Annotated in this window: 10 protein-coding genes; 4 read left to right on the forward strand and 6 right to left on the reverse strand. The window is 34.0% G+C overall.

The window, feature by feature from the left end; all coding sequences use genetic code 11:
- Positions 1 to 11 precede the first annotated feature (11 nt).
- The gene (gene ulaG / locus A9G48_RS04275) at positions 12 to 1079 is read left to right on the forward strand and encodes an L-ascorbate 6-phosphate lactonase (protein WP_034943283.1); all 1068 of its coding nucleotides are present in this window, start codon (positions 12 to 14) and stop codon (positions 1077 to 1079) included.
- An 89-nt stretch (positions 1080 to 1168) separates the two neighbouring features.
- On the opposite strand, the gene recG is transcribed toward ulaG, so the two are convergent.
- From recG to pmbA, 5 genes are all read right to left on the reverse strand, one after another.
- Positions 1169 to 3262, reverse strand: a complete 2094-nt coding sequence (gene recG / locus A9G48_RS04280; RefSeq protein WP_034943284.1) for an ATP-dependent DNA helicase RecG — start codon at positions 3260 to 3262, stop codon at positions 1169 to 1171.
- Entirely contained in the window at positions 3259 to 5373 is a 2115-nt protein-coding gene (spoT, locus tag A9G48_RS04285; RefSeq protein ID WP_034943285.1) for a bifunctional GTP diphosphokinase/guanosine-3',5'-bis pyrophosphate 3'-pyrophosphohydrolase, read from the reverse strand. Before spoT ends, recG begins: the two co-directional genes overlap by 4 nt.
- Before the next feature lie 18 nt (positions 5374 to 5391).
- Complete coding sequence (rpoZ, locus tag A9G48_RS04290) at positions 5392 to 5682, reverse strand: DNA-directed RNA polymerase subunit omega (RefSeq protein WP_034943286.1); 291 nt, start codon at positions 5680 to 5682, stop codon at positions 5392 to 5394.
- 247 nt (positions 5683 to 5929) lie between these two features.
- Entirely contained in the window at positions 5930 to 7654 is a 1725-nt protein-coding gene (locus A9G48_RS04295) for a SulP family inorganic anion transporter (protein WP_034943287.1), read from the reverse strand.
- A 7-nt stretch (positions 7655 to 7661) separates the two neighbouring features.
- On the reverse strand, positions 7662 to 9014 hold the full coding sequence (gene pmbA, locus A9G48_RS04300; protein ID WP_051824984.1) for a metalloprotease PmbA: 1353 nt from the start codon (positions 9012 to 9014) through the stop codon (positions 7662 to 7664).
- A gap of 83 nt (positions 9015 to 9097) precedes the next feature.
- On the opposite strand from pmbA, the gene yjgA reads away from it, so the two are divergent.
- The 3 genes from yjgA (at position 9098) to cspE (ending at position 11199) form a co-directional block, all read left to right on the forward strand.
- A complete protein-coding gene (gene yjgA, locus A9G48_RS04305; RefSeq protein ID WP_034943288.1) occupies positions 9098 to 9634 on the forward strand; it encodes a ribosome biogenesis factor YjgA in 537 nt (178 codons plus the stop codon).
- Between the two features lie 66 nt (positions 9635 to 9700).
- Positions 9701 to 10231, forward strand: a complete 531-nt coding sequence (gene ppa / locus A9G48_RS04310; protein ID WP_034943289.1) for an inorganic diphosphatase — start codon at positions 9701 to 9703, stop codon at positions 10229 to 10231.
- A gap of 758 nt (positions 10232 to 10989) precedes the next feature.
- A complete protein-coding gene (cspE, locus tag A9G48_RS04315; RefSeq protein ID WP_034943290.1) occupies positions 10990 to 11199 on the forward strand; it encodes a transcription antiterminator/RNA stability regulator CspE in 210 nt (69 codons plus the stop codon).
- 82 nt (positions 11200 to 11281) lie between these two features.
- On the opposite strand, the gene gapA is transcribed toward cspE, so the two are convergent.
- Positions 11282 to 12280, reverse strand: a complete 999-nt coding sequence (gene gapA, locus A9G48_RS04320) for a glyceraldehyde-3-phosphate dehydrogenase (RefSeq protein WP_034943291.1) — start codon at positions 12278 to 12280, stop codon at positions 11282 to 11284.
- Positions 12281 to 12769 lie beyond the last annotated feature (489 nt).

Here is a 12769-nt window from a genome sequence, read left to right on the forward strand (position 1 = left end):
AGGAACAAAGTATGAGTAAAGTGAATGAAATTACCCGTGAATCTTGGATACTAAATACATTTCCTGAATGGGGAACTTGGCTTAATGAAGAGATCGAAACAACAGAGGTTAAACCCAATACATTTACTATGTGGTGGCTTGCTTGTACAGGTATTTGGTTGAAATCAGCTGGTAATACCAATATATCTGTTGATTTTTGGTGTGGTACTGGTAAAAAAACTCACGCCAATCCATTAATGAACAAACAACACCAAATGATGCGAATGGGTGGAGTTCGTGAATTGCAGCCTAACTTAAGAACTAGCCCATTTGTTCTGGATCCTTTTGCAATAAAAGAAATTGATGCAGTGATGGCAACGCACGATCATGCCGATCATATCGATGTAAATGTTGCAGCTGCAGTTATTCAAAACTGTTCATCAAAAGTAAAATTTATTGGTCCAAAAGCTTGTGTGGAATTATGGAAAAGTTGGGGTGTACCTGAAGAACGCTGTATTGTTGCCAAAGTTGGCGAAACAATTGAAGTAGGTGATATTACTATTCGGGTATTAGACTCTTTTGATAGAACATCATTGGTGACTTTACCAAAAGGTGTATCATCAACCGATAAATCTATTTTAGATGGTATGAATGATAGAGCGGTCAACTATTTATTTGAAACATCTGGTGGTTCACTGTATCACTCTGGTGATTCTCACTATTCTAACTATTATGCCAAACATGGTAATGACTACAAAATTGATGTTGCACTACTGTCTTATGGCGAAAACCCTCGTGGCGTGACCGATAAAATGACATCGGCTGATATTTTACGGGCTGCTGAATCGCTTAATACTCAAGTTGTGATCCCTTTCCACCATGATATTTGGGCAAACTTCCAAAGCGATCCTCGTGAAATTGAAGTTTTATGGAAAATGAAAAAAGATCGTCTTGATTATCAATTTACCCCTTTCTTCTGGCAAGTTGGTGGTAAATATACTTACCCAACCGATAAACATAAAATGCATTATCAACATTATCGTGGCTTTAGGGATATTTTTATCGATGAGCCAGAATTGCCGTATCGCTCATTCTTATAATTGGCTAATGTAGCAATTCGACTTTAGCGTGTGGACGGATTCAAACAATAAATTTACCATCTACACGCAATCTAACTTAACATTATTAATCAAGCATTAATATACTTTTCACGATTTGGCAGCCAACAATCAACTAATTGCGCTGCACTTTGTGGGTGATTTTTTTGGATATCATAAGAGGCTTGTTGTACTTCACTAATCAAATGTTGATCACGAATTAGATCAACAACTTTAAAATTAGCCACTCCCATTTGCCTAGTTCCTAAAATTTCGCCGCTACCACGAAGTTCAAGGTCTTTTTGTGCAATAACAAAACCGTCATTACTTTCACGCATAACTTTCATACGCGCTTGGGCAACTTTGCTTAAAGGCGCTTGATACATAAGCACACAATGCGATACCGCCGTTCCACGCCCTACTCGCCCTCGCAATTGATGTAATTGAGCTAAGCCTAATCGTTCTGCATTTTCGATAATCATTAAACTCGCATTAGGCACATCAACACCGACTTCAATAACCGTTGTAGCAACAAGTAGTTGAATCATTCCAGCTTTAAAGTCTTGCATGACTGATTGTTTTAAATCTGATTTCATTTTGCCGTGTACTAAAGCAATATTAAGATGTGGCAATCTTTGTTGTAATTCTTCTACAAGTATTTCAGCAGCTTGGGCATCAAGCATTTCAGATTCTTCAACTAATGTACAAACCCAATAAACTTGGCGGTTTGCTAAGCAAGCTTGATTTACACGTTCAATAATTTCATCTCGGCGATTATTAGGTATTACAACTGTGTTAATTGGTGTTCTACCTGGTGGTAACTCATCAATAACAGAAACATCTAAATCAGCATAAACGGTCATAGCTAATGTTCTTGGAATAGGCGTTGCCGTCATAATTAATTGATGCGGATAAAGATGATCTTTAATTCCTTTTTCCCAAAGGCTTAGGCGCTGATTAACACCAAATCGATGCTGTTCATCAATGATGACAAGACCTAAAGAGGTAAATTCTACTTTATCAACAAATACTGCATGAGTACCAATTAACATAGTAATTTCACCCTTTTGAAGGCGCTCATAACGCTGTCGCTTATTTTTGGCGGTTAATCTTCCTGACAACCAATCAACACTAATTCCCAACGGCTCAAACCAAGTACTAAAATTATTATAATGTTGCTCGGCTAATATTTCTGTTGGTGCCATCAAAACCACTTGGCAACCATTTTCAATTGCATTCAACGCTGCTAAAGCTGCTACTAATGTTTTACCAGAACCAACATCACCTTGAATTAATCGCATCATGGGTACAGCTTTGGTCATATCTTGATAGATATCTTGCACAACTCGTTGCTGAGCACGAGTCGGCGTAAAAGGTAATGAAGATAAAAATGGCTTAATTAAGCGTTGGCTTGGATAAAATGAATGCGATTGCTGGTTTTGATTATGTTTTTTTATCATTAACATACTCAAATGATAAGCAACCAACTCTTCAAAAATAAACCGCTTAATAGCTAGGTGCTCACCCGATTCTAACAGTTTAATCTCAGTATCAATTGGTGGATTGTGGATAATATTTAGTGAGTCATATGCACTTAAATAACGACTTGCCAGCTTTTCTGGCAAAATCTCCTCAGGAAGATTACGTTTAAGTAATAGTAAAGCTGATTGAATTAATTTACGAATGACATTCTGAGTCAATCCATAGGTTGTGGAATAAATAGGTGTAAAACGTTCTTGGTTATCCTCCAAATTAACCGTTTTTTCTTGAAGGTTTGTCTTTATTTTAAATTGGGGATGAATAATTTCGGGATACGTTTTTCCGTTTTTAACCTCACCGTAAGCCGTGATCCATTTTCCCGGAACTAAGCTTGCTTTCATTCCAGCATTAAAATGCATGAATCTTAATATCGCAATACCTGAGTCGTCTTGAATATGACAGATTAACATTTGTCGGCGTCTAAAAATTACTTCACTTTTTATAATCCGCCCTTCTATAGTGGTGTATTCACCTATAGAAACATCTCCAATGGCACATGAAGAAGTACGATCCTCATAACGTAGAGGGAAATGCAATAATAAATCTTGAACTGTGTATATGCCCAGTGTATGGAATTTTTTTTCTAGATTACTCCCAATACCCGTTAATTGTATCAATGGCAGTTGACTAAAAAATCGGCTCATCATCGCTGATTAACATTACGAGTGACACTAACAACATCTTGCTGAAATGAGATTTTCCGCATTAAATCATTAAGTTTTTGTGTATTCTTAACTTCAATTTGAAGGATAATCGTGTAAATTTGCCTATCTTTTTCTTCAGTATTAAGCCATTGTATATGTGCTTGCTCATCATTAATGATAGAAAGAATATGTCCAAGTGATCCTTGATTATTGGTAATATCCACCCAAATTTCAGCGACAAATAGCTGTGTAATATCTAGCGCCCATCTTGTTAAAATATATTGTTCGGGGTTGTTTTGATAACCAGAAACATTTCGGCAAGATTCATGATGCACTGTTAATCCTTTTTCTGGGCTAACCAACCCAACAATAGGATCATTAGGAATTGGATGACAACATTTTGAAAAGGTCACTAAAACACCTTCACTACCAGTGATAACAAGTGTTTTATTTGTCTCAGACAAATCTTGAAATAATTCTTCGTGTACTATTCCTTTAGCAATAAAATGGCTCATGATATTTCCAAGCCCAATTTCCGCTAACACATCATCAAAAGATTGCAATTTTGTTAACTCAATAATCTTATTTTTCTGTTTTATAGAAAGCGCATTAATACCACCAGACCTAAGCAAGGATAGGTTTAGCAATCGTCGACCTAATTCAATTGCATCTTCACGTTTTAATGTTTTTAACGCTTGACGAATGCGCGATCGAGCTTTAGCACTAACTACAAAATTTAACCAGTTAGCATTAGGTCTACTCTCTTGAGAAGTAATAATTTCAACCGTTTGCCCGTTACTTAAGGGTTGTGAAAGAGGATATGGCTTACGATCCACAATTGCACCAATACATTGATATCCAATATCTGAATGGACTGCATAAGCTAAATCAACTGCAGTCGCTCCTTCTGGTAACTGCACTATACGACCTTTTGGTGTAAAAACATAAATCTCTTTAGGAAATAAATCTGATTTTACGTTTTCTATAAACTCAAATGAATTACCTACACTTTGTTGCAATTCAAGTAAGCTTTGCATCCAACGTTGAGCTTTAATTTGTGCTGTTGTATTATTGAGCGCATTGTTTTCATGATAAACCCAATGCGCAGCTACTCCCATTTCAGCCATTTGATCCATATCTTCAGTACGGATCTGAACCTCAACTGGTGTGCCATGTGGACCAATTAATGAAGAATGTAATGATTGATAACCATTCGCTTTTGGAATAGCAATATAGTCTTTAAAACGATTAAGGCGTGGTTTATAAAGATTATGCACAAGGCCAAGTGCACGGTAACAAGCATCAATATCTTTCACCAAAATTCTAAAAATATAAATATCCATAATTGAATGAAAATGCTGCTCGCGCATTTGCATTTTCTGATAAATCACATAAATATTTTTTTCTAATCCTTCAACTTCTGCATCAATGTGGGCTTCTAATAATCGACTTCTGATCTCAGATAAGATCTGCTGAATAAGTTCTTTTCTTGTTCCTCGAGCGGACTTGATAACTTTTTCGATGACTTTTGCTCGGTTTGGATGCATAGCTGTAAAGCCTAAAACTTCGAGCTCTGTTTTGATATGATGAATACCGAGACGATGTGCTAGTGGTGCATAAATTTCTAGCGTTTCTTTTGCAATCCGACGCCGCTTATCAGACCTTAACGCAGCAAGAGTTCTCATGTTGTGCGTACGGTCAGCAAGTTTAATCAAAATAACCCTAACATCTTCAGCCATTGCAAGCATCATTTTCCGAAAATTTTCGGCTTGTGCTTCTTGTCTATTACGAAACTTTAATTTATCAAGCTTAGATACACCTTCAACGAGAATGGCAATATGTTTACCAAAATGATTGGTGATATCTTGAAAAGTTACTGTTGTATCTTCTATGGTATCATGCAAAAGTGCAGCGATAATTGTATCACAATCAAGCCGCATCTCGGCCAATATTGCTGCAACTGCAATGGGATGAGTTATATATGATTCACCACTACTTCGGAATTGCCCTTGATGAGCTTTCTTAGCAAAAAGATAAGCACCTTGTATAATCTCAACTTGTTTAGGAGGAAGATACGACGTAATGATTTCTTTTAAGCTATCAAAATATTGCATAGGCAATTCCTGTTAAGCTTATTCGTACGATGGCGTATTTTCAAGGAGAATCGATTCATGCAGAGTAGAAAGTACTTCTGCCTCTTCTTCTTGGCGTGTTTGAAAATCAGCAGTATCAAGAATATTTTTATTTACAAGACCATCTTCAATTTCACGCAAAGCAACAACAGTTTCTTTGTCGTTTTCTTCGGGAATTAATGGTGATTTATTTTCGACTTGTAATTGGCGAGCACGCCTTGCTGCAACTAAAACGAGATCAAAGCGATTACCTATTTTTTCTACTGCATCTTGGACAGTTACACGAGCCATTTTTACCTCTGATGATTTTACTTGTTTGCTTAATTTAAAAGATCTATTATTTTACTTAAATTTGTAGGGAATTGTCTATATTAATATCTTACTATTATTAAAATAGAAAAGTTCTCAAAAAAACAAAAAGCTATTTTTTGTAAAATATTTATTAATAACATTGAATCTAATTTTAATTTTTATACATTTTCTGTTGAGGAGACAGGTTGCTTACTCCTTAATTTATTAAAAATAAATATAATGCAGATTAATCAAACTTATTTTTTTCCATATGTCTCCTGCTTTGAACTAATCGAACAGCGAAATAAAGATCATAAGTAATTTCAATACATTTATCATCGAGATTAATATTCATTTGTTTAAACCAATTTTTAAGTGTTTTTCGTCTACCCGATAAAATCAAAACAACATTACGTATTTTCAGCGATCTGACTAGTTCATCAATGCCCGATATTACGCTGACATCTTTATAGGTAAAGCAGGGTATTGCGTCAACAATAACATAGTTAATTGGTTCCTCTGCTTCATCAATAAAATTAATAATTCTTCTTTTAAAATAGGCAATATTAAAATAGGTTAATGGAGAGTTAAATCTATAAATAATGGTATTATTTACTGGATTAACACCTTGTCCTAATGAATGAATTCTCCCACTTTCATCAATGCCTAATAGTTGATCTTTAGGTCTAAATATACGTCGTAAAAATAAAAATAGACCTAATAAAACAGCAAGAGCCATACCTGGAATAATTCCAATTACGAGTACCGCAATTAGAGTTGATAAGCTTAAATAAAAAGCGTCACGATCAAATTTAAAAAAGCGAATGATCGTTTGAAAATTAATTAAGGAAATTGAAGAATAAATTAAAATCACCCCTAATACACAAGTTGGAATATACTGCAAAGGGGAAAGCAAAAACATTACTACAAAACCAATTAAGATTGCGGCAATAATTGAAACTAGCTGTGTTTTACCCCCATTTGCATCATTCACAGCAGTTCTTGATGATGTACCACTAACGACAAAACCTTGTGATAGCCCTGCTGCAATATTAGCCATACCTAACGCTTTAAATTCGACATCGGCATTTGTTTCATAGTTATTTTTAGAAGCAAAACTACGTACTGTTATCATCATACTAACAAAACAGATGATAGCAATATTAAGCGAAGGTACAACTAAATCACGCATTAAACCTTTATCAAAATCAATCCATGATTCGACAGGAATAAAATCACTGCTCACATTACCAATAATACGAATATTAAAATGATCAAAATTAAACAACCATGAAAATATCGTCATCACAATAACAGCTAACAGTGGAGCTGGATATTGTGGTTTTAATCGCTTTAAACTAACTAAAATCAGCAAAGTAAAAAATGAAACTAGTGCTGTTCCTATATGAATTTGGAATATCTTAAATGGAAAATAAATAATTCGCTCAATCAAATAGGAATAATCATAATGAAATCCTAATGTTTTAGCTAATTGATCAACCATAATAGTAATTGAAATTCCATTAAGCAAACCAATTAAAATAGGTTGACTCAGTAAGTCAGCCAGTGCACCAAGATGCAACTTCCCGGCAATAATACACCAAATACCGATCATAATTGTTAATATAACAACTAATTGCCAACGTAATACAGGATCATTAACCGCTAACGGCAATACAACAGCAGCAACCACCGCACAAGTTGCTGTATCAGGCCCAACAATTAGTTGTTTAGAAGAGCCAAAAAGCGCATACACAATTAAAGGTAAAATAGTTGAATATAGCCCTGCTATTGCACCGACTCCCGTTAATTCAGCATAAGCAATGGACACAGGTAACGAAACAGCAGCAACCGATAAGCCCGCTTTAAGATCAAAAGTAAAATATTCTCGCTTATATTGTAATAAACTACTTAACCCCGGCATCCATGAAGTTATTTTTTGAAAAAAGGTACTATGTAAAAATCTGCCCATACTGCTCTTATTTCCCTGCTATACTCATATTATCAATCAAAATTGAACCACATTGAATATTCGTTCTTGTTTCGACATCATTACCAATTGCGACAATATTTTTATACATATCTTTCAGATTACCAGCAATAGTAATTTCACTAACTGGATATTGAATCTTTCCATTTTCAACCCAAAAACCCGTTGCTCCACGAGAATAATCACCCGTAACAATATTAACACCTTGCCCCATTAATGAAGTAATCATTATTCCTTTATCTAATTTCTTAAGCATCGCATCAAAATCAGCATCATATAGGCTTGGTGATACTATCCAGTTGTGAATGCCACCGGCATGACCGGTTGAAATTAACCCTAACTTTCTAGCAGAATAATTACTTAGCAAATAGGTTTGTAAAACACCTTGTTCAATGATATTACGTTTAATGGTTTTAGTACCTTCACTATCAAAAGGTGAAGAACCTATTCCTTTTAAAACATGGGGATCTTCATGAATAGTAGTCCAAGAAGGTAGAATCGATTCTCCCAACCTGTCTAATAAAAAAGAAGATTTACGATATATTGAGCCACCACTTATGGCACCTATCAAATGCCCAAGTAATCCAACTGCAACTTCTGCACAAAATAGTACAGGTACTTGCATAGTTGAAATTTTCTTACTGCCCAAATGAGAAACTGCTTTTTTTGCTGCTTGTTCTCCAACCCATAAGGGGGAAGCTAAATCATTGGTATCACGTGATGATGTATAAGCATAATTACGCTCCATTTGCCCACCTTCCTCGGCAATGACCGAGCAAGAAAGTGAGTGCGAACTCGCACAATACCCTTGTAACATTCCTAAACTATTACCATAAACATAAATCCCGTATCGGCTACTAAAATAACCGCCATCACTATTAACAAGCTTAGAGTGAGCCAAAGCCATTTCTTCGGCCATTTTTGCTTGTTCTATGGCTTTATCAACATTTAACTCACTTGGGTAGAATAAATCTAAATCAGGAGGATTAAATGCCATTTGATTAACATCGCCTAAACCCGAGCAAGGATCAGCAGAAGTGTACCGCATAATATTAATCGCCATATCAATCGTTTGTGAAATAGCTATTGGCGATAAATCATTGGTTGAGGCACTTCCCTTACGTTGGTTTTGGAAAACGGTAATTGCTAATGCGCCATCACTATTAAATTCTACGTTTTCGGCCTCACCAAAGCGAGTGCTTACACTTAGTCCTGTTGCTTGATTAATCGAGACTTCCACTGAATCGACTCTTTTTTTAGCTTGTTCTATAGCATTAGCTACAATAGCTGATAAATGTAATTTTTGGCTTATAGCATCTTTTTTTATCTGTTCAATACTCATTTATTATTTTCTACAATTCTGCTAATGATACGCTATAATAAGCCAGAATTACATTTTAGTTAACTGTTAACACAAGAAATCCTATGAATTACCAAAAAGAGTTAATCACTGCGCAAGAATTTAACAAAAAAGACATTGAAGATGAAATTATTTATGTCAGCAAAAGTGAAATAAAAAGAGATGCTGAAGCTTTAAAGAAATTGGGAGTTGAATTAGTTAATTTAAGCAAAAATGAAATTGATAAGATCCCACTTGATGAAGATTTACGTTATTCAATTGAACTTGCAAAAAAAATTAAAAAAGAGGGATACAGAAGACAGATTCAATATATCGGAAAACTACTTCGTAACCGCGATATTGAACCAATTACTCAAGCACTTGATAAACTTAAAAATCGCCATAATCAACAAGTTGCAATGTTTCATAAGATTGAAAAACTGAGAGATGATTTGATTGAAACAGGTGATGCAGAAATTATTATTGGTTTATTTCCCACAGCTGATAGGCAGCAGCTTCGCGCTTTAGCTCGGGCAGCTAAGAAAGAAAAAGAAGCCAATAAAACACAAAAAGTAGCCAAGCAAATTTTTCAGTACTTAAGAGATTTAAGTGATACTGAATAATTTTAATAGGCGCACTTATTTACTTATCATTAAACAATATTATTAACAAAGATAGAGGATACTAAAATGGGACTATTAAATGTACCTGCAGGTAAAGATTTACCCGATGATATTTACGTTGTGATTGAAATTCCTGCTAATTCTGATCCAATTAAATATGAAGTTGATAAAGACACAGGTACGGTTTTTGTTGACCGGTTTATGTCAACAACAATGTTTTATCCATGTAATTATGGTTATATTAATCATACTTTATCACTTGATGGTGATCCAGTTGATGTATTAGTCCCAACTCCATACCCATTACAACCTGGTTCAGTTATTCGTTGCCGCCCAGTTGGTGTATTAAAAATGAAGGATGAAGCAGGTGAAGATGCAAAACTTGTTGCTGTTCCACATACAAAATTATCAAAAGAGTATGACCATATTAAAGATGTAAATGATTTACCTGAACTGCTTAAATCTCAAATTAAGCACTTTTTTGAACAATATAAAGCACTTGAAAAAGGCAAATGGGTTAAAGTTGAAGGTTGGGAGAATGCTGAAGCTGCTCGTAAAGAGATTGTTGAATCATTTGAAAGAGCAAAAAGTAAATAGTTTCACCTAATAATACGTTTTAATCAGATAGAATTCATTACCTAAGTTAAGCTATAAGATCATATCTTATGGCTTTTAATTTGATTTCGAAAATATTTTGTTAAGACATCCTATAAATGTATCATTTATATTCTTTTTAGTCCCACAAAAATTTGAAATATGGTTACCAATATGATTTTACCTGGATATTGTAGAGTTTAACTTCTTACATCTGACCAAACATTTTTGGCAGAAATTAAATTATAAAAAAGTAACAAGATAAAAATGACTATTTAGAATAACCCTATTTCATTTAACTCACGTTTTTAAAATGTCCATAAAAACGCATAAAACAAATAATATTATAAATTTGTTTACTTTTATAAATTGGATACATAATAGTTAATATTAACCTTCCTCATTTCCTTAGATCTGCACTTAATTTACTTTAGTATTCTTTACTTTCGAAATAAATTAAAATTTTTTTATCGGCTAATAATTTGCTATATATCAAATTATGCGACACATATAAAAATTTTATAAAAAACTTCACTCTAAGATAAAAAAACTGTCATTAATTTCTTGCTTTCAAATATAAATTATGCGGTAATAGTAACAGACTTATGACGCAGTACATTTCTATGAAAACGGTTAACAATTATGATGTAGTTTATTAGTCATTTTTTTGTTTTTTTTATCTGTTGAATTATTAATGTTGCGTAAAAAGTCTATACGAGCCTAAAAGGCAAAATATTAATTATTGTTAGGATATCTAGTAAATGAATAAGAAAACAGGCCAAGTAAAATGGTTTAACGAGAGTAAAGGTTTTGGGTTTATCACGCCAGCCGATGGGAGCAAAGACGTATTTGTTCACTTCTCAGCAATTTCCGGTGACGGATTTAAAACGCTAGCAGAAGGACAACAAGTTGAATTTGCTATCCAAGATAGCCCTCGCGGACCAGCAGCTTCAGAAGTCGTCGTAATTTAATTAATATAGTAATATTATTATTAAAAACGCCCATTCTTGATAATGGGCGTTTTTAGTTACTTTTTTAGCGCTTTAATAACGATTATTTTTTAGAAACAACAGCTATTAAATCTAATACTTTGTTAGAATAACCCACTTCATTGTCATACCAAGAAACAAGCTTCACAAAAGTATCGCTGATTTGAATACCTGCTTTCGCATCAAATACAGAAGTACAAACTTCACCTAAGAAATCTGTAGAAACAACTGCATCTTCTGTATAACCAAGAACACCTTTCATTGAGCCTTCAGAAGCAGCTTTAATCACTTTACAGATATCTTCGTATTTAGCTGGTTTAGATAAACGAGCAGTTAAGTCAACAACAGAAACGTCTGGAGTTGGAACGCGGAAAGCCATACCAGTTAATTTTCCATTTAATTCAGGAATAACTTTACCTACAGCTTTGGCAGCACCTGTTGATGAAGGTATGATGTTTTGAGCTGCACCACGACCACCACGCCAATCTTTATGTGATGGACCATCTACAGTTTTTTGAGTTGCAGTTGTAGCGTGTACTGTTGTCATTAGACCTTCAACAATACCAAAGTTGTCGTTAATAACTTTAGCTAAAGGCGCTAAACAGTTAGTTGTACATGAAGCATTAGAAACAATATCTTGACCAGCATAATCTTTATCATTAACACCCATAACGAACATAGGAGTGTTATCTTTAGAAGGTCCAGTTAAAACAACTTTTTTAGCACCAGCCTGGATGTGCTTACGAGCTGTTGCATCATCTAAGAATAAACCTGTAGCTTCGGCAACAACATCAACACCTACTTCATTCCATTTTAAGTTTGCAGGATCTCTCTCAGCAGTAACACGGATTGTTTTCCCATTAACAACCAATTTGCCATCTTTAACTTCAACAGTACCATCAAAACGGCCGTGAGTTGAATCATATTTAAGCATGTAAGCCATATAATCAACATCTAATAAATCATTGATTGCGACGATCTCAATGTCAGAACGTTTTTGTGCTGCACGGAAAACAATACGGCCAATACGACCAAATCCATTAATACCTACTTTGATTGTCATAACACTTACCTTCTTTATTTGTTAAATGATAAAATAATTAACAGTAAACTATCAAATTTTTATGGTTTATTCAAGTTGATTCCAAATAATTGCGCAAGAATAAATTAAACTGAAAATTATCCTAATAATCAGATAATATTGAATACTTATTTTTAAAATAAGGATAATTTGTAGGTATTAATATCGATTATGTAATTTAATTACAATATAGAATTGTTATTAATATGATTACTCATTTTAATATCTCTAAATAAGTTTGAAATTGTGATGATAATTAAAAAGATTAATATATATTCGCTTATTGTTATTATATAAAAATCATTGGGACATAAATGGTTTTGGAACTAATATAAAAACCATCCTTGAAGAAAGAAAAACAGGCTTTTTAACTATTAAAAAAATAATGTAGACTCTTTTTGGTAAAAGATTAATCAATTGAAAATATTAAATTACCTTTATTAAAAGTACCTAAACAAGATTTATTAGCGG

Source organism: Gilliamella sp. wkB18, from assembly GCF_001690875.1.
GTDB classification, from domain to species: Bacteria; Pseudomonadota; Gammaproteobacteria; order Enterobacterales; family Orbaceae; genus Gilliamella; species Gilliamella apicola_A.